General features: G+C 63.4%; 16 protein-coding genes. 4 read left to right on the top strand and 12 right to left on the bottom strand.

Annotated elements, in window-relative coordinates; translation table 11 throughout:
- Window positions 1-125 precede the first annotated feature (125 nt).
- Window positions 126-1457 (top strand): deoxyguanosinetriphosphate triphosphohydrolase, encoded by a 1332-nt coding sequence (locus ACGLWX_RS18030; RefSeq protein WP_396241819.1) that lies wholly within the window; start codon window positions 126-128, stop codon window positions 1455-1457.
- On the opposite strand, the gene ACGLWX_RS18035 is transcribed toward ACGLWX_RS18030, so the two are convergent.
- From ACGLWX_RS18035 to tkt, 10 genes are all read right to left on the bottom strand, one after another.
- A complete protein-coding gene (locus ACGLWX_RS18035) occupies window positions 1454-2362 on the bottom strand; it encodes a nuclease-related domain-containing protein (RefSeq protein ID WP_396241821.1) in 909 nt (302 codons plus the stop codon). The genes ACGLWX_RS18030 and ACGLWX_RS18035 overlap by 4 nt on opposite strands.
- Before the next feature lie 51 nt (window positions 2363-2413).
- Window positions 2414-2788: a translation initiation factor Sui1 gene (locus ACGLWX_RS18040; RefSeq protein WP_396241823.1), complete on the bottom strand. Its 375-nt coding sequence runs from the start codon at window positions 2786-2788 to the stop codon at window positions 2414-2416.
- Entirely contained in the window at window positions 2772-3503 is a 732-nt protein-coding gene (locus tag ACGLWX_RS18045) for an HAD family hydrolase (RefSeq protein WP_396241825.1), read from the bottom strand. Before ACGLWX_RS18045 ends, ACGLWX_RS18040 begins: the two co-directional genes overlap by 17 nt.
- 243 nt (window positions 3504-3746) lie before the next feature.
- A complete protein-coding gene (locus tag ACGLWX_RS18050) occupies window positions 3747-4091 on the bottom strand; it encodes a hypothetical protein (protein WP_252109820.1) in 345 nt (114 codons plus the stop codon).
- Between the two features lie 148 nt (window positions 4092-4239).
- Window positions 4240-5304: a class II fructose-bisphosphate aldolase gene (gene fba, locus ACGLWX_RS18055; RefSeq protein ID WP_252109821.1), complete on the bottom strand. Its 1065-nt coding sequence runs from the start codon at window positions 5302-5304 to the stop codon at window positions 4240-4242.
- A 42-nt stretch (window positions 5305-5346) separates the two neighbouring features.
- Complete coding sequence (locus ACGLWX_RS18060; RefSeq protein WP_252109822.1) at window positions 5347-6516, bottom strand: phosphoglycerate kinase; 1170 nt, start codon at window positions 6514-6516, stop codon at window positions 5347-5349.
- 34 nt (window positions 6517-6550) lie between these two features.
- Window positions 6551-7594 (bottom strand): type I glyceraldehyde-3-phosphate dehydrogenase, encoded by a 1044-nt coding sequence (locus ACGLWX_RS18065; RefSeq protein WP_396241826.1) that lies wholly within the window; start codon window positions 7592-7594, stop codon window positions 6551-6553.
- Window positions 7595-7660: 66 nt separating this feature from the next.
- Entirely contained in the window at window positions 7661-8383 is a 723-nt protein-coding gene (locus ACGLWX_RS18070; protein ID WP_252109824.1) for an LrgB family protein, read from the bottom strand.
- A gap of 12 nt (window positions 8384-8395) precedes the next feature.
- Window positions 8396-8740 carry a CidA/LrgA family protein gene (locus tag ACGLWX_RS18075; protein WP_252109825.1) on the bottom strand — a complete coding sequence of 115 codons (345 nt, stop codon included), beginning with the start codon at window positions 8738-8740 and terminating at the stop codon, window positions 8396-8398.
- 33 nt (window positions 8741-8773) lie between these two features.
- Entirely contained in the window at window positions 8774-10762 is a 1989-nt protein-coding gene (tkt, locus tag ACGLWX_RS18080; protein WP_396241828.1) for a transketolase, read from the bottom strand.
- A 273-nt stretch (window positions 10763-11035) separates the two neighbouring features.
- Between tkt and metK the strand changes: the two genes are divergently transcribed.
- Together metK and ligB are read left to right on the top strand one after the other, a co-directional pair.
- Entirely contained in the window at window positions 11036-12256 is a 1221-nt protein-coding gene (gene metK / locus ACGLWX_RS18085) for a methionine adenosyltransferase (RefSeq protein ID WP_396241830.1), read from the top strand.
- Between the two features lie 114 nt (window positions 12257-12370).
- Entirely contained in the window at window positions 12371-14125 is a 1755-nt protein-coding gene (gene ligB, locus ACGLWX_RS18090) for an NAD-dependent DNA ligase LigB (protein WP_396241832.1), read from the top strand.
- 11 nt (window positions 14126-14136) lie between these two features.
- Here the strand turns inward: ligB and ACGLWX_RS18095 are convergent, their stop codons facing one another.
- Complete coding sequence (locus tag ACGLWX_RS18095) at window positions 14137-15072, bottom strand: AEC family transporter (protein WP_396241834.1); 936 nt, start codon at window positions 15070-15072, stop codon at window positions 14137-14139.
- A 136-nt stretch (window positions 15073-15208) separates the two neighbouring features.
- Here ACGLWX_RS18095 and metF point away from each other — a divergent pair, with 136 nt between their 5' ends.
- Window positions 15209-16051, top strand: coding sequence for a methylenetetrahydrofolate reductase [NAD(P)H] (gene metF, locus ACGLWX_RS18100; RefSeq protein ID WP_396241836.1), 843 nt, complete (start codon window positions 15209-15211; stop codon window positions 16049-16051).
- Window positions 16052-16234: 183 nt separating this feature from the next.
- Here metF and ACGLWX_RS18105 read toward each other — a convergent pair whose 3' ends face one another.
- Window positions 16235-18433 carry a TRAP transporter permease gene (locus ACGLWX_RS18105; protein ID WP_396241838.1) on the bottom strand — a complete coding sequence of 733 codons (2199 nt, stop codon included), beginning with the start codon at window positions 18431-18433 and terminating at the stop codon, window positions 16235-16237.
- Window positions 18434-18469 lie beyond the last annotated feature (36 nt).

An 18469-nucleotide genomic window follows, 5' to 3' on the forward strand; every position in this document is an offset into this window, starting at 1 on the left:
CCCAGCCGCCCGGGGTGGGCGAGGCCCTTGACTCCGGCCTACTCCTTGAGGACATGTATGTCCCCATGTCTGCGTGCCGCTGCCAGGCGTTTTATGTCAGAATGCCTTCCTCAAGGAGGATTGCCATGACACACATGCGCTGGGAGCAGCTGCTCTCGCCCCGCCGTTTGCACGACAAGCGCTCGACCACCGGTCGTGAAATGGGGCGCACCCCGTTTCACAAGGATCATGACCGCATCGTCTTCTCCGGCTCGTTTCGTCGTCTGGGTCGCAAGACCCAAGTGCATCCGCTGACCGAGAACGACCATATCCATACCCGGCTGACCCACTCGCTGGAGGTGGGCTGTGTCGGCCGCTCGCTGGGTATGATCGTCGGCGAGCTATTGAGCGACCAGCTGCCCGAGTGGATTACCCCGGCAGATCTGGGCGTGATCGTGCAAACTGCCTGTTTGGGCCACGATATCGGCAATCCTCCTTTTGGCCATGCCGGCGAGTACGCTATTCGCGACTGGTTTCGCCGCGCCCAGGGAAGTGGGCTGCTCGACGGGCTTTCCGAGGCCGAGTGTGAGGACTTGCTCACCTTCGAGGGCAACGCTCAGGGCTTTCGCGTCATTACCCAGATCGAATACAACCAGTTCAACGGCGGCATGCGCCTGTCCGCGGCCACGCTCGGCACGCTGCTCAAGTACCCCTGGACCGTGCGCTACGGCGGCCGCATGGGCAAGTTCGGCTGCTACCAGTCGGAGCAGGCACTACTCAGCGAAGTGGCCGAGGCGGTAGGGCTTTTGCCCCAGGGCGAACAGCGCTGGTGTCGCCATCCGCTGGCCTGGCTGGTCGAGGCCGCCGACGATATCTGCTATGCGCTGCTCGACCTGGAAGATGGGCTGGAGATGGGCATCCTGCGCTACGAAGAGGTGGTGGAGATCCTGCGCCAGATCGCCGGCGAGTTTCCGCCGGAGTATGAGGAGATGCTCAGCCGCAACGTCTCGCAGCGCCGGCGCATTGCGCTCTTGCGCGGGGCGGCCATGGAGCGTGCGGTCAACGAAGTGGCGTCGGTGTTCGTGCAAAACGAGCAGGCGCTACTGAGCGGCACGCTGGGCGAGGATTTGTTGGAGCTTTGTCACCCGGACCTGGGGTGGGGCGTGCAGGCGGCCAAGCAACTGGCCCGGGAGCGTATTTTTCAAAACGAACGTAAGGCAAAACTCGAGATTGGCGCCTATACGACGCTGGGCATCTTGCTGGAAGCGTTCATCGGCGCCGCCCATGAGCTTCACCATACCGGCCAAAGCTCGTTCAAGCATCAGCGAGTGTTGGCTCTAATCGGTGAAAACACTCCGCTGCCTTCCTGGTCGCTGTACGACAGCTACCGACGCATGCTCGATTTCATTGGAGGGATGACCGACCACTACGCGGTGGACCTGGCTCAAGAGATGGGCGGCCGGCTACGCGGTGATTAGACCGACGCCTTTTGCAGATGCGGCGGCTCGGTCATGCGCGAGCGCTCCAGCAGTACGTGGATGATTTTGTCGTGAAGCGCGTCGGACAATAGCGCCGGCGTAAGCTCGGTGAGTTCGCGCGCAAGCTGCTCACCGCTGACGACCAGCACGTCCGATGCCGCCTCGGAGGTATCGATGGTCCAGCCCGGCAGCGCCAGTACGCCGTGCACCTTGACTGGCACGCCGCAGCGCTGCTCTAGCCAATCGGAAAGCCAGGCAACGCCCTGACGGGTCTTGAGCAGCGGGCGGCGCTCCTGCCAATAGGGAAAGCGTAGCCGCTCGGGCTCGACCGCGACTTCGTTGAGCTCTTTACCATCGGGGCCAAGCGCCAGCGTACGCGCTCGGGTTTCGACTGCGAACACGCCGTGCGGCGTCACCACCACGTGGTCGATGGTAAAGCTATCGGTGGGAACATCGTGAAATACGTAGTAGGGATGCGCCTCGGGGCGAATCAGCCGCTCGAGCTCCTGGCCTACCGCCAGCTCGCACGCAAGGCCGAGTTTGAGTCGGCGAATACGTTGATAGTCGCGAATCAGCAGCAGTGAAAACGCCACCACCAGCAGCGTGCTCACCAGGCCGTAAAGCGCCCACTCTCCCCACTCCTGATGCTCCACGAACAGCATGCGGCCCATTCCGTAAACCAGCGGCGCGAGGCTAACGATGGGGCCAAGCGCGCCGTTGAGAAACAAATTGGAGTAGGCACGTTCGAGGCGGGCGCGAAGACCCTGGCCGGGCTCGCGAAGCGGAGCATCGAAGGGGGAGCTTACGCGCGCATCGTGAAGGCTACGCAGCGCAAGGACGACGCTGGCCATGGCCGCCATCGGAAACAAGAAAATCAGCGGTAGCAGATACTCCAGCCAGACCATTGCAGTGCCTTACCCGTATGCAGAATCGCTCTGCGGTGCGCGCCGGGCGGTCTAGCCGCCCGCCAGTTTGACCTTGTAACCCATCGCTTCGAGCGCCGCTTTGAGCGTTTCACGGTGGTCGCCCTGAATTTCGACGATGCCGTCCTTGACGGCCCCACCAGTACCGCAGCGCTTCTTGAGCGTTTTCGCAAGCGTCTTGAGCTCATCGCCGGCCAGCGGAATACCGCTGAGAGTGGTCACGCCCTTACCCTTGCGTCCGCTGGTTTCGCGGCGAATGCGTACGATACCGTCAAGCGAGGCGAGCCTTGCCTGCTCGCTATGCTCGTCGCAGGCGCAGTCATCGACCGGTGCGCGGCAATCGGGGCAGGTTCTGCCCTGTTCGGTTGAGTAGACAAGTCCACCCAACTGATCACGTAATGAGGCCATACCGTGTTTCCGTTAACCCTGTGTCTGAAAAGTGCGGGGCGATGGCGGCGCTTTCGCGTCCGGTGATCAGCCGCCTCACAACGCTGGTCAACTGCGTCATGCTTTCGATGCTGATCGCCCCGTCCGGCGTGGTTTCGGAGTCGGGAAAGCGGTTGAGATGGATCACCGTCATGCCTGCCTTGAGCGCGGCGCGAACGCCGACCAGCGCATCGTCGATGGCGATGCAGTCGCGCGCGCTAAAGCCCATGATACTGGCTGCGTGCAGATGGAGACAGGGTTCCGGCTTCCAACAGTTAGCCGTGTAGCCGCTGAAGAAGCGTTTGCCAAAATAGGTGGCAAGCTGGGTCGCTTTCAACGCCGCCTGAATCTTGCTTTCCGGGCCGTTGGAGACCACCGCGCTTGGAAAGCGGCGAAGCGTTTCGAGGGTATCGACAACGCCGGGCAGGGTTTTGAGTTCGCGGGTCAGGCGCTTGGCGAGATTGTCGCGCATGGTGCGCTCGGCGCTTTCAAGGCGCTGCGGGTCGACCTCACCAAAGCGAGCCTGCAGCTCGGCGACGATCGTGCGAAACCGGGCGCCGCGAAACTCGCCCATGTAATCCTGTCGCTGGAAAGGCAGCCCGACGCCGGTCAGCGCCGTGGCCATCTCGTCGGCCAGAAGGGGTTCGCTATCAACCAGAGTGCCATCACAATCGAACAACAAAAGTGGGAGCGGCATCGTTGATCCTTGCAGCGCCTGCTGCGTGTAGTGATTAAAAAGTAGACGATCGTCCTATTGAACGAGATTTACGGACCTTTGTGAACACTGTTTTATAATTTTTTACAAAACAAAAAATGCCCAAGAGGCCCTTTTGAGGGCGCTCGGGCGAAAAATGTTCCAAAAAAGTGAGATAAAACCTTTACCTGGCGCAGCGACGCCGCCAGTCGGGCTTTCTTAAAAAAGATTAACGCTAAGGCGGGATTAACGCGAAAGCCTGCGCGAGTTATCGCGGCTGCGGCGGTGATACGGGGACATCGTTTTCTGACTGGTTACCCACCACGGCGCATAGTGACCGTTCATGGCGCCGAAAAAGGCCTTTTGCATCGCCATGCCCGCCTCGACACTCGCTTCCATTTTCTCGGTCACCATGCGCTGATTCTCGAGCATCATGCCGGGGCTAAAAAACGGCTGGGTCTGCCACAGATGCTGACGCTGAGCGATCGTCGAAAGCGAGGTGCTCCAAAGCTCCAGCGCCATCATGGTGGCACTGTAGATCCCCATCATGGGAACGAAGGGGGCGCTGAACGGCTTGGCGGAGTGCTTCATGGCGTTTACCTTCAGTTGATGAAACAGGATCGATACGGTGATGGCGCCATACTACGCTGATGCTGCGCTGCAACAAGCGTTTTCGGGAAGCCAGGCAATAAAAAAAGGCGGCCAGGGCCGCCTTTCTCGGTTCATGAACGCCAGGTGTTTACTTCACCTTCGGGTCCAGTTCACCGCGCGCGTAGCGCTCGAACATCTCTTCCAGATTGATCGGTTTGATCTTGCTGGCATTGCCGGCGGTGCCGAACGCCTCGTAGCGGGCGATACACAGATCGCGCATGGAGGATACGGTTTCCTTGAGGAATTTACGCGGGTCGAACTCGGACGGGTTCTGGGCCAAAAAGCGGCGTACCGCGCCGGTGGATGCCAGGCGCAGGTCGGTATCGATGTTGACCTTGCGCACGCCGTGCTTGATGCCTTCGACGATCTCTTCGACCGGCACACCGTAGGTTTCCGGAATCTCGCCGCCGTACTGGTTGATGATCTCGAGCCACTCCTGGGGGACCGAGGAGGAGCCGTGCATGACCAGGTGGGTATCCGGGATGCGCGCGTGGATCTCCTTGATGCGCTGGATCGAGAGCGTATCGCCGGTGGGCGGCTGGGTGAACTTGTAGGCACCGTGGCTGGTGCCGATGGCAATCGCCAGCGCGTCGACGTGGGTGGCCTTGACGAATTCGGCGGCCTCTTCCGGGTCGGTGAGAAGCTGCTCCATGTCGAGCTTGCCTTCGGCGCCGATGCCATCCTCTTCGCCGGCCATACCGGTTTCGAGGCTTCCCAGGCAGCCAAGTTCGCCTTCGACGGAGACGCCACATGCGTGGGCCATTTCCACCGTGCGGCGGGTGACGTCGACGTTGTAGTCGTAGTCCATGGGCGTCTTGCCATCTTCACCCAAGGAGCCGTCCATCATCACCGAGGAGAAGCCGAGCTGGATCGAGCGCTGGCACACCGCGGGGCTGGTGCCGTGGTCCTGGTGCATGACCACCGGAATGTGCGGGAACTCTTCCACCGCGGCCAGAATCAGGTGGCGCAGAAACGGCGCGCCGGCGTATTTGCGCGCGCCAGCCGAGGCCTGCACGATCACCGGCGAGTCGGTCTTGTCGGCGGCTTCCATGATGGCGCGCATCTGCTCGAGGTTGTTAACGTTGAAAGCCGGGATGCCGTAGCCGTGTTCGGCGGCGTGGTCGAGCATCTGGCGCATGCTGATTAAAGCCATGAAGTCACCTTACTGGTTGTCGGTCTTGAGGGTCGGTAGTGGTTACGCGCCGCGGGCGGCGGCTTCGAGAGCAGTCACGGCGGGAAGCGCCTTGCCCTCGACGTATTCCAAAAACGCGCCGCCGCCGGTGGAAATATAGGAGACGCGGTCGCTAATGGCGTACTTGTCGATCGCGGCCAGGGTGTCACCGCCGCCAGCGATCGAAAACGCCGCACTTTCAGCGATGGCTTTCGAGAGCGCCTCGGTGCCCTTGCCGAACTGATCGATCTCGAACACGCCTACCGGGCCGTTCCACAAAATCGTGCCGGCGTCTTTCAAAAGCCCTGCTAGGCGGCCGGCGGTGTCCGGGCCGATATCGAGGATCATTTCATCGTCCGCCACCTGATCGACCGGCTTGACCGTCGCTTTCGCGGACTCGGAAAACTCGGTGGCCACGACCACATCGGTGGGTAGCGGAATGTTGACCGTCGCCATCAGCGTTTTGGCCTGATCGACCAGGTCCGCCTCGAAAAGCGATTTGCCTACATTATAACCCGCTGCGGCGATGAAGGTGTTGGCGATGCCGCCGCCGACGATGAGCTGATCGCACTTCTCACTGAGCGCGTTGAGCACGTCGAGCTTGGTCGATACCTTCGAGCCGCCGACGATCGCCGCCATCGGCCGTTTCGGCGTGGCGAGCGCCTTCTCGAGCGCTTCAAGCTCGCCGGCCAGCAGCGGGCCGGCGCAGGCGATGGGCGCAAAGCGCGCCACACCGTGGGTCGAGGCCTGGGCGCGGTGGGCGGTGCCAAAGGCGTCCATCACGAAGATGTCGCAAAGCGCGGCGTAGCGCTTGGCCAGCGCCTCGTCGTCCTTTTTCTCGCCGCTGTTGAAGCGTACGTTCTCGAGCAGCACGACGTCGCCGTCGTCGAGTTCCGGCGCCTTATCGAGATAGTCGGTGGCCAGCGTAACCGGCTGGCCCAGAAGCTCGGCAAGATGCTCGGCGACCGGCGCCAGCGAGAACTCATCGGCTGGTTCGCCTTCGGTGGGGCGGCCGAGGTGACTCATCAGCAGCACTTTCGCGCCAGCGTCCCTGGCCGCCTGAATGGTCGGCAGGGCGGCGCGCAGACGCGCGTCGCTGGTGACGCGGCCATGCTTGATCGGTACGTTCAGATCCTCGCGGATCAGCACGCGCTGACCCTTCAGCGAGTGCTCGGACATCGTTTGCACGTTCATCCAGACGGCTTCCTTGTGGTTGGGCGTTGATACGTCAGTGGCTTGAAGGCGGCGCGAGCGACGCCAAGCGTCGGCTGATATCCAGCATACGGTTGGCAAACCCCCACTCGTTGTCGAACCAGCAGAGCAGTTTGATGAGCCGCTTGCCGGCGACCCGGGTCTGGGTGGCGTCCAGAATGCCCGAGTGCGGGTCGTGATTGAAGTCGACCGAGGCCATCGGTGCCTCGGTGTAATCCAGCACGCCCAGAAGGCGCGTGCGGCACACTTCTTTCAGCAGCGCGTTGACCTCCTGGGCGTCGGTATCGCGGCGCACGGTGAGCGCGGCGTCCATGGCCGAAACGTTAATGGTCGGCACGCGCACGTGCAAGCACTCGAAGCGCCCCTTGAGCCTCGGCATCAGCCGGCTGATACCCACGGCCAGGCCGGTGTCCACCGGCACGATGGAGTGCATCGCCGAGCGGGTCAGACGCAGGTCGGTTTGATGATAGGCATCGATCACCGGCTGGTCGTTCATCGCCGAGTGAATGGTAGTAGTCACGCCGTGCTCGAGCCCCAGCGCCTCGTCGAGCACCGTGAGAAGCGGCACCAGGCAGTTGGTCGTGCACGACGCCGCCGACAAAATGCGCTGCTCGGCCGACAGCGTCTGTTCGTTGATGCCCCAGACGATAGTAGCGTCGACGTCGGACTCCGCCGGCTGAGAGAACAAAAGCCGCTTGGCGCCGGCCTCGAGATGCTGTTCGGCGGTGGCGCGGTCCTTGAAGCTGCCCGAGCACTCCAGCACCAGGTCGATCTCAAGCGCCCGCCAGGGCAGGCGGGTCGGGTCGGCCTCGCTGAGCACCTGGATGCGCCGCCCGCCGACGATCAGCGCTTCGCGGTCGCTCTCCACCGCGACGGGAAAACGGCCGTGGGTGGTGTCGAAGCGGGTGAGATAGGCAATCGTATCCAGATCCGACAGCTCGTTGATCGCGACGATCTCGATATCGGGGTCGTTGCGCTCGATGAGCGCGCGCAGCACGCACTGGCCGATGCGGCCATAGCCGTTGATGGCGATACGAAATGTAGGCGTGGACTCGGCCATAAACGGCAGCTCTTTAACGAACGGTGGCGGCCAGGCGGCCGTAAACTCGCGTGATTTTAGCGTATTTCATGGCCCACCTCCTACCAGGTGCCAAGCCAGCGGCAGCAAAAGCGCGGTGAAAATGCCCGTAAGGCTCATGCCGAGCGACGCAAAAGCGCCGGCGGCGGGGCTGATTTCGAACGCCCGCACGGTGCCGATCGCGTGGCCGTTGAGCCCGAGGGTAAAGCCGATGACGCGCTCGTCCTCGATCTTCAAAAGCTTCGCCGCCGGGCCGGTAAATGCTGCCGTGGCCACCCCGGTCACCAGCAGTGCGCCGAGCATCAGCGCCACCGACCCGCCAATTTGCTCGGTGATGCCGATGGCAATCGGCGCGGTGACCGATTTGGCGGCAAGCGAGGCGAGAATGTCTGGCGGCGCGCCCAAAAGCCAAGCGATGCCCAGCGCATAGCAGGCGGCCAAGCTTGCGGCGATGGGCAAGCAAACGGCCAGCTCGCGCCACAGTGCGCGGATGTGTGGCAGCTGCTGATAAAGCGGCATGCCGAGGGCCACCGTGGCCGGGCCCAGCAGCAAGGTTAGCCACACCGCCCCTTCGCGATAGCGCGGGTAGGGCAGCCCGATCAGTGCAAGCGCGGCGGCGAGCATGAGCGCGGCGATCAGCACCGCTGGAAGCCAGGCGGGCCGTTTAAGGCGAACGAACAGGGCGTTGGCGACGATGAACGCCGCGAGCGTCAGAGCGACGGCGAACAGCGGTGACGCGGCGAGCGTGTCGAGCAAACCGTCAGCGTTCAAGGCGACCTTCCCTCATGACCTGTCCATCAGACGTTTGAGCAGCCACAGGGTGCTCGCCACGCTTGCGAGCGTGCCGAGCACCAGCGCGACAAGAATCACCGGCCACTGGCCCTGAAGTTCGTCGATGATGAAGAACACCCCGACCACGCCTGGCATGATCAGCATCGCCAGCAGCGCGATCAGCGGCTGGGCCGCGGCGGCCACAGGGGCCGGTACGCGGCGAAGAAGAATCAGCGTGGCGGTGAGTAACAGCATTCCCACCACGCCGGAAGAGACGGGCAGATCGGAGAGGCGAACCACCGCCTCTCCGATCAGGTAGTAGCCGACCAGCCACAAAAAACCGGTTAGTGCAGGCATTCGGGCGGCGGCTCCTTGCTGCGCGCGCCGGGATCAACCCAGCAGTTCACGGGCCTGGTCGACGATGTTGTCAACGGTGAAGCCGAAGTGCTTGAACAGATCACCGGCCGGGGCGGACTCACCGAAGGTGGTCATGCCGATCACGCGGCCGTCGAGCCCCACGTACTTGTACCAGTAGTCGGCGTGGGCGGCTTCGATCGCGATGCGATGGGTCACCGCGCGCGGCAGTACGCGCTCTTTGTACTCGGCGTCCTGCTCGTCGAAGCGGTCGGTCGAGGGCATCGACACCACGCGCACGGCGCGGCCCTGGCCTTCGAGCGCGGCGGCAGCGTCCATGGCCAGCGCCACTTCAGAGCCGGTCGCGATCAGAATCAGCTCCGGCGTGCCTTCGGCATCCTTCAACACGTAGCCGCCGCGCTGAATCTCGGAAAGCTGCGTCTTGCTGCGCGCCTGGTGCGGCAGGTTCTGGCGCGAGAGCACCAGCGCCGTAGGCCCTGAGCTGCGCTTGAGCGCGGCGTCCCAAGAGGCCATGGTCTCGACCGCGTCACAGGGGCGCCAGGTCGCCAGGTTTGGCGTGGTGCGAAGGTTCGTGAGCTGCTCGATCGGCTGGTGGGTCGGGCCGTCTTCGCCCAGACCGATGGAGTCGTGGGTGAAAACGTAGATCGCCTGGTTACCGATTAGGGCGGCCATGCGTACGGCGTTGCGCATGTACTCCATGAAGATCAAAAACGTTGCGCCGTAGGGCACGAAGCCGCCGTGCAGCGCGATGCCGTTCATTACCGCACCCATGCCGAACTCGCGAACGCCGTAGTGCAGGTAGCTGCCGCTCGGGTCTTCCGCGGTGATCGCCTGGGTGCCTTCCCAGTAGGTCAGGTTCGACGGGGCCAGGTCGGCGCTGCCGCCCAGAAGCTCCGGCATCTGCGGGCCGATGGCGTTGAGCGCGGCAAGCGATGCCTTGCGCGAGGCGATGCTTTCGCCTTTCTCCTGAGCCTTTTCGATCAGCGCTTCGGTGCCGAGTTCGGCGGGCAGCTCGCCCTTCATGCGGCGCTTGAACTCGCGGGCGAGTTCCGGATGGGCCTCAGCGTAGCGCGTGAAGCGCTCGTTCCAGGCGTCCTGCTGCTTTTTACCTGCCTCACGGGCGTCCCAGGCGGTGTAGATCGGCTCGGGGATGTAAAACGGCGCGTGCTCCCAGCCGAGCTGCTTGCGCGTTGCCGCTACTTCGTCGTCGCCGAGCGCGGCGCCGTGGGACTCTTCTTTGCCCTGCTTGTTGGGCGCGCCGAAGCCAATGATGGTCTTGCAGATGATCAAACTCGGCTTGTCGCTTTGCTTGGCGAGCTCGATGGCGGCCTTGATCTCTTCCGGCTTGTGGCCATCGACGTTGGGCACCACGTGCCAGCCGTAGGACTCGAAGCGCTTGGCGGTGTCGTCGGTGAACCAGCCCTCGACTTCGCCGTCGATGGAGATGCCGTTGTCGTCATACAGCGCGATCAGCTTACCGAGCTGCTGAGTGCCGGCAAACGACGCCGCTTCGTGAGAGACACCTTCCATCAAACAGCCGTCGCCGAGGAAGCACCAGGTGTGGTGGTCTACCACGGTGTGGCCCGGGCGGTTGAACTGCGCGGCCAGCGTGCGCTCGGCCAAGGCAAAGCCCACGGCGTTGGCAAAGCCTTGCCCCAGCGGGCCCGTGGTGGTCTCGATCCCCGGCGCGTAACCGAATTCCGGGTGGCCGGCGGTGGGCGAGTGGAGCTTACGAAACGACTGCAGATGCTCGAGGCTGACGTCGTAACCGGTGAGGTGCAACAGCGAGTAGAGCAGCATCGAGCCGTGCCCGTTGGAGAGCACGAAGCGGTCGCGGTCGGCCCACTTCGGATCCTCGGGATTGTGCTTGAGGTAGTCGTTCCACAGCACCTCGGCGATATCCGCCATTCCCATGGGGGCGCCGGGATGGCCGGAATTGGCCTTCTGGACGGCATCCATGGAAAGGGCGCGAATGGCGTTGGCCAGCTCAAAACGGGACGGCATGGGGGGCTCCTCGCCTGAAGACGGAAAACAGGGATCAGAAAACACCGATATAACAGCGACAATACCGATGCGAAAACCAGAAAGGGGGCTATTGTCGCTGACTTCAAGGGCCTCGGCAAATTATAGGCGCGCCTTATGGGAACGCGCCCTGCTTGCGTGTAAACTCCACCGTTTGCGGCGGCGTCGCCGCGTGACCACTCCGGCAGGGTGCCTCCTGCCGCGATTTTTTTGATGCTGTCAGCCGGCAGCCGTCGTACGAGGGCCGAGCGCGTAATGAGCGAATATTCCCTGTTTACCTCCGAATCCGTTTCCGAGGGACATCCCGATAAAATTGCCGACCAGATTTCCGATGCGGTGCTGGATGCGATCATCGCCCGGGACAAGCAGGCGCGCGTGGCCTGCGAAACCCTGGTGAAGACCGGCGTGGCGATCATCGCCGGCGAGATCACCACCTCCGCCTGGGTGGATCTGGAAACCCTGGTGCGCGACGTGATCACCGAGATCGGCTATACCTCGTCGCAAGTGGGCTTCGACGGCGCGACCTGCGGCGTGGTGAACCTGATCGGCAAGCAGAGCGTGGAAATCGCCCAAGGCGTCGATCGCACCAAGCCCGAAGATCAGGGCGCCGGCGACCAGGGGCTGATGTTCGGCTACGCCACCAATGAAACCGACTCCTACATGCCGGCGCCGATCCACTACTCGCATCGCCTGGTGGAGCGCCAGGCGGAGCTGCGTAAAAACGGCATGCTGCCGTGGCTGCGCCCGGACGCCAAGAGCCAAGTGACCTTCCGCTACGATGCCAAAGGTCAGCCCTGCGGTGTCGACGCGGTGGTGCTCTCCACCCAGCACGACCCGGAGATCGCCCAGGAAGACCTGCGCCACATGGTGCTGCGCGAGATCATCGAGGACGTGCTGCCCGCCGAGTGGCTCGACGAGAACACTCAGTACCATATCAACCCGACGGGTAAGTTTGTCATCGGCGGCCCGGTGGGCGACTGCGGCTTGACCGGGCGCAAGATCATCGTCGACACCTACGGCGGCATGGCGCGCCACGGCGGCGGCGCGTTCTCGGGCAAGGACCCGTCGAAAGTCGACCGCAGCGCGGCCTACGCCGGCCGCTACGTGGCCAAGAACGTGGTCGCGGCGGGTTTGGCCGACAAGTGCGAAATCCAGGTGTCCTACGCCATCGGTGTGGCCGAGCCCACCTCGGTGTCTATTGATACCTTCGGCACCGGCAAGGTCGACGACGCCCGCATCGTCGAGCTGGTCCGCGAGCACTTTGATCTGCGACCCTACGCGATCACCAAAATGCTCGATTTGCTGCACCCGATGTACCAGCTCACCGCCGCTTACGGCCACTTCGGTCGTGAGCCCTTCGAGCACAGTTATCAGTGGGTGGACGACAAGGGTGAAACCCGTGTCGAAACCTTCACCGCCTTCCCCTGGGAGAAGATCGACAAGGCGGACGCGCTGAAAAGCGCCGCCGGCCTCTAGGCTCGCTCCGCGTTCGATCCAGCGCCCTCGGCTTTGCCGGGGGCGTTTTTTTATGAGCGAAAGTACCGCGGCTGCCCTAGGCTGGTGATGAATAGTTAGCCTCGGGGCCCAGCCATGACGAGCACAAGGCGCACGCTTTTCTCCCTGTTGACGCTAGCCGCGTTAGCCCTGCTGGCGTTTGGCGCGCGCGCCGACGACTGCCCGCCCTGGCCCGATGAGCGGCTTGCGCTCGAAACCCAGGCGTTGGCCGAGCAGATCGCGCTGTGGGATTTGAGCTACCACGGCGAGGGTGTGGCGCTGGTCAGCGATACCCTGTACGACCAGGCGGCGGCGCGTTTGGCGCAGTGGCAGCGCTGTCTTGGGCAAACGCCGCAGCACCGGCCGCTCGAAAACGTTCTGGACGCCGAGGTGTCCCGCACTGTGTCTACTCGCACTGCCTCTACGCCCGCCGCGTCGGCTGCCATTGAGCGTACCACGTCCACCCGCGCCCATCCGGCGGCGCAAACCGGGCTCGAGAAAACCGATGAAGCGGGTGTGCGTCGCTTCACTACTCGCCGCGACTATCTCTGGATTCAGCCCAAGGTCGACGGCGTAGCCATCACGCTCGAGTACGAAGCCGGCGAGCTGATCGATGCGGTCAGCCGCGGCGACGGTGAGCGCGGCCAGAACTGGACGCCGCGCGCGCTGGAACTGCCCGCGGTGCCCAACCGCTTGCCAGAGGCCATCGACGCGATTTTTCAGGGCGAGCTCTACTGGCGCCTGAATGACCACGTACAGGCTCGAGCGCCGGAGAGCGGCGCCAGGGGGCGCGTTGCCGGCGTCATGGCGCAGCGCGCGCCGAGCGCGGCGTCGCTCGACCGTATCGGGCTCTTCGTTTGGGACTGGCCGGACGGCCCGACGGACATGGCCACTCGGCTTGTCGAGCTTCAAGCGCTCGGTTTCGACACCGCGGCCTACACTCACCGCCTTGATGAGCAGTACGACGCCGCCCACTGGCGCGATACCTGGTTCAACGCGCCGCTGCCCTTCGCCACCGACGGCGTGGTGATCAAGCAGGCAGAGCGCCCCGGCATTCGGCGCTGGTCGAGCTCGCCGCCGAGCTGGGCAGTGGCGTGGAAGTACCCGCCGAGCCAGGCGCTGGCGCAGGTGCGCGGCGTCGAGTTTCGTATTGGCCGCACCGGGCGGGTAACGCCGCTTCTGCACCTCTATCCGGTCGAGCTCGACGGGCGGCGCGTTACGCGGGTGTCGCTGGGCTCGCTCGATCGCTGGCGCGAGTGGGACGTGCGCCCTGGCGACCAGGTCGCCGTCGAGCTTGCCGGGCTCACCATTCCCCAAGCGCGCGAGGTGGTCTGGCACACCCGCGAGCGCGCCGAGCTCACCCCGCCCGAGCCCGAGCGCTACCATCTCTTGAGCTGTTTTTCGCTGACGCCGGGCTGTTTCGATCAGCTGCTGGCGCGGCTGACCTATCTGGGCGAGCAGCTCAACATGCGCGGGGTGGGCGAAGGCACCTGGCGTGCACTGCTGGAGGCGGGGGCGGTGAGTGATCTACTGGGGTGGCAGCGGCTAAGCCGTGAGGAACTCATGCGAGTCTCCGGTATCGGGGAGGCGCGCGCCGAGGCGATTTCGAGCGCGTTCGGCCAGGCGCGCGGCGCCTCCTTCGCGACGTGGCTGGACGCCTTGGGCGTACCGCCGGGGGCGGACGCGCGCCTGCAGGATTGGGAAACGCTCAAGGCATTGAGTGCCGACGAGTGGCAGGCCCGGCCCGGCGTCGGCCCCGTACGTGGCGAGGCGCTGGCGGCGTTTTTCAGCCACCCCGAGCTGGCGCGCATGGCGACTCAGCTGCGCGCCTTCGGCGTAGCGGGTTTTTGAGCGGCACTTTTTTAGCCAAGCCCGGTGAGCGATAACATGACGCCCAGATAAAGCGGTATCAAAAGCGGCGCCAGCAGCGTGCTGGTCAGCACCGCCAGCGCCCCCTTTTGCGGTTCGATCCCAAGCTCCATCGCCACCACCACCACGTTGGAGGCCATGGGCACCACGCTCAACAGCAACAGCGCTAGCGCCAGCGTCGGCGAAAGCCCCAGCCACGCATCGAGCACCAGCACCCCAATGAGCATCAGCGCCGGCCACAGCACGTAGCGAAGCCCCAGACACGCGAGTACGAAACGGGTATCCCAGGCCGCGAGTCGTGCCTGGCTCAAGGTCATGCCGATGATCATCATGCCAAGCAGCGTGTAGCTTGCCGGGAACACAGAAAGCGACTCCATCACCGGCGCGGGCAGGCGTATCGAGAGCGCGCCGAGCAACAGCGCCAGGGCAAAGGCGTAGAGAAGCGGCAGGCGGCTGATCTTGATGAGGCTCTGGCGCACCGAAAACTGGCCGCGCGCGCTCAGGTAAAAGCCCACGGTGAACTCGTAAAGGTTGATGCCCAGCATGCAGAAGAGATAGAGCGTCACTCCCTCTGGCGGTAGCAGAATCAACGCGATGGGCAGGCCGAAGTAGCCGGTATTACCGGTGCCCGAGGAGAACGCCAAAAGCGCCGCTTCATGCGCGCCGAAAACGCGCCGGCCCAGCGCGTTGACCACCAGCGCTAGAGTACTGGTGAACAGAAAAAGCGCCAGCGTCAGCGTCAAATACTCGGCGGTCGGGTCACCGTTCATTAGCGCTCGAAATACGGTGAACGGCGCGATCACATAGACCAGCAGCGTAGCGATGGGCTGCGGATTCACCTTGAGCCGCTTGGCCGCGACGAAACCGAGCGCGACGAAGCTCAAAAGCGTTAGCAAAGGGCCCGCAAGCGTTGCAAAGGAGAGGTCCATGAGGTTTTCCAAAGGTTAAAGGCCGCGACTATGAATCAAATTAACGTAGCGCCGTGGAATCTTTCATTAGCCGCGCTCCGGCCCAGCGGCGACAATAGGCCACATTATCACCTTTAAAGCTCCCGCGAGGCCCGTTATGAGCAGCCACGAACATCCGTTAGGTATCAGCTTCGAATTCTTTCCGCCGAGCACCGAGGCCGGGCGCGAGAAGCTGATTCATGTGCGCGATGCGCTGGCCGCCACCAACCCGCGCTTTTTCTCGGTCACCTACGGCGCCGGCGGCTCCACCCAGGCACGCACCCAGGACATCGTTCGCCGGGTGAGCGAAAGCGGCATCACCACCGCGCCGCATCTCTCCTGTATCGGCAGTGAAAAGGCGCAGCTGCGCGATCTGCTGGCGCAGTACCGCGAAGAGGGCGTGGAGAGCCTGGTGGCGCTGCGCGGCGATCTACCCTCGGGCATGGCGAGCATCGGTGAGCTGCGCTACGCCAACGAGCTGGTCGAGTTCATCCGGGCGGAAACCGGCGATCACTTCAACCTCGCCGTGGCCGCCTATCCGGAGTCCCACCCCCAGGCCGCTAATCTAGAGCGCGACGTGGAGAACTTCGCGCGCAAGATGAATGCCGGCGCCGACATGGCGATCACTCAGTACTTCTTCACCGCCGATGCCTACTTCCATTTCGTCGAGCGCGCCCGCGCCCACGGCGTCACCCAGCCGATCATCCCGGGCATCATGCCGATCACCAACTACACCAAGCTGGCCCGCTTTTCCGATGCCTGCGGCGCCGAGATCCCGCGCTGGATTCGCAAACAGCTCGAGTCTTATGGTGACGATCACGAATCGATTGCGGCCTTCGGCACCGACGTCGTCAGCCGGCTCTGCCAGCGCCTGCTCGACGGCGGCGCGCCGGGACTGCACTTCTACACCTTGAACCAGTCCGCCCCGGTGCTGAAAGTGGTCAATAATCTGGTCGGATAAAGAGTCAGGCTCCACCAGCCTCGAGCAATCCTATGCGGGGCGCTATAAATACATCCCTGTACGCTACTTTCGCCATCCCTGGCGAAAAACCCCGCAACGGATTACGCGAGACTGCTCTTTTGAGTGTCAAAAAAACGCCCGCTCAAGTCACCTTGAGCGGGCGTTTTGATTTCCAACCAGTCGCTAGGAAGTACTGGGTGAAGGCGTGTTGGCGTGCTGCTTACGCTGCATCACGAACAGCGCCGCGCCAATGGCTAGTCCCAACGCGTCGGTGTAAATGCCGCCGTAGATCAAAAAGATCGCCCCGATCAGCATCACCACCCGCGTGACGCCGTTGACCGGCCCGAAGAACCACTTCTGCACCATGCCCGAGAGCAGCACGATACCGAGCGTGGCGGTCACGCCGACACGCAGGATCTGAAGCGCCGAGCCCTCCATCAGCATCGCTGGGCTGTAGAAGAACATGAACGGCACGATAAACGCCGCCAGCCCGATCTTGAACGACGCCACGGAGGTGCCCATCGGGTTATCCCCCGAGATGCCCGCCGCCGCATAGGAGGCCAGCGCCACCGGCGGCGTGATCGCCGAAACCACTGCGAAGTAGAACACGAAGAAGTGCGCTACCAGCGGCTGGATGCCGATATTGATCAAGCCGGGAGCGACCACGGACGCCGCGACCGCGTAGGCGGCGGTAGTCGGCATGCCCATGCCCAGCAAAATGCTGATCAGCATGGCGAACACCAGCGCCAAAAGCTGGCTGACGCCGGCAAGCCCCAACAAGAGCGAGGAGAAGCGCGCGCCGACGCCGGTCAGCGAAATGACGCCGACGATCAGCCCGGCGCAGGCGCACACGGCGATGATCTGGATCGACATGGTGCCGGCGAGCTGGAGAGCCTTGAGGATCGCCTTGACGCCCATCTTGTGAGGCGAGATCCAGCTCACCACCGCCGCCGACGCCGTGGCAAGCGTACCTGCGCGGATGACCGAGTAGCCCATGAACAGCGCGCTGATCAAAATGATGATCGGCGCGAACAGGTAGACCTGCTTTACCAGACGCGAGAAGCGCGGAATTTCGTCCTTGCGCATGCCGCGCATGCCCTTGCGGGCGGCTTCGAAATCGACCATGAAGTAGATCGAGGCGAAGTAGAGAATGGCCGGGATCAGCGCGGCGAGGGCGATCTCGGTATAGGGAATGCCCGTCACCTCCGCCATGATGAAGGCGCCCGCGCCCATGATCGGCGGCATGATCTGCCCGCCGGTGGAGGCCGCCGCCTCGATGGCGCCGGCGCTGCGCGCCGGGTAGCCCACTTTCTTCATCAGCGGAATAGTCAGCGAGCCCGTGGATACCACGTTACCCGCCGAGGTGCCGTTGATCATGCCCATCAGACCCGAGGCGAAGATCGAGACCTTGGCAGGGCCGCCGCGTGCGCGCCCGGCGGCGGCAAAGGCGAAGTTGACGAAGTAATCGCCCACTTTCGAGGCCTGCAAAAATGCCGCGAAGATGATGAACAGAATGATGTAAGTCGAGGAGACCGCGGTGGTTGGCCCGAGAATCCCGGCGTCGGTGTAGACTTGGCTGAAAAAGCGCTGCACCGAGAGACCCGGATAGCCCAGAAAGCCCGGCAGATACGGCCCGGCGAAGACGTAGACCAGGAAGATGGCGGAGATCACCACCAGCGCCAGGCCCGCCACGCGCCGAGTCAGCTCCAGAATCAAAAGCGAGCCGGCGATCGCCGCCCAAGAGATACCGATCGGCGCAAAGGAGGTGCCGGTCGAGGCGCGCATGGGCGAGTTGTACATTAAAAGCAAATAGCCGGCGCTTGCCAGCGCGCATACCATCAACACCAGGTCCGCCGGGTTGAAGCGATGACGCTCCAGGCGAAAACCCCAAGAGAGCACAATGGCGACAGCGGTGGTCGCCATCAGCGGATAGCCAAAGTGCCAGTTCTCCACGGCGGGGTCGATGCGCATGGCGCCGCTGTTTAGGGTCTGCTGCATCAACACTACCTGCACCAGCGTATAGGCCGCCGGAATCAGCAGCGCGAACCCCAGAGCCTTGAGCCAGGCAGGCGAGGCGGCGGTATCAGCATCGGCAAAGCGTGCGCCAGCGAAAAGCCCGTACCCAAGAATCAGGGCACCGGCGATGTGGATGATACGAAACGACCAGGTTTCGATCGGGTAGACGTTCAGCGAGAACAGGTGAAAGCCCGAGTAGAGAATCGCAAGCGTGGCGAAGAGCAAAAACTGCCAGCCGGTAAAGACGCGCCGGTTGGCTTCGACCACTTCCTCGTCGACGCCATCGGCGATCGTCGCGCTCGAGGCCGCGGAGACGTGACCTTCATCCTTGACGTCATGTGGGGGGGAGTCGGCGTTATGACTCATGCAAGGTCACCTTCGGTAATCGGTAAAAGGGGATAG

The organism is Halomonas sp. HMF6819 (assembly GCF_044335525.1).
Taxonomy (GTDB): Bacteria; Pseudomonadota; Gammaproteobacteria; order Pseudomonadales; family Halomonadaceae; genus Vreelandella.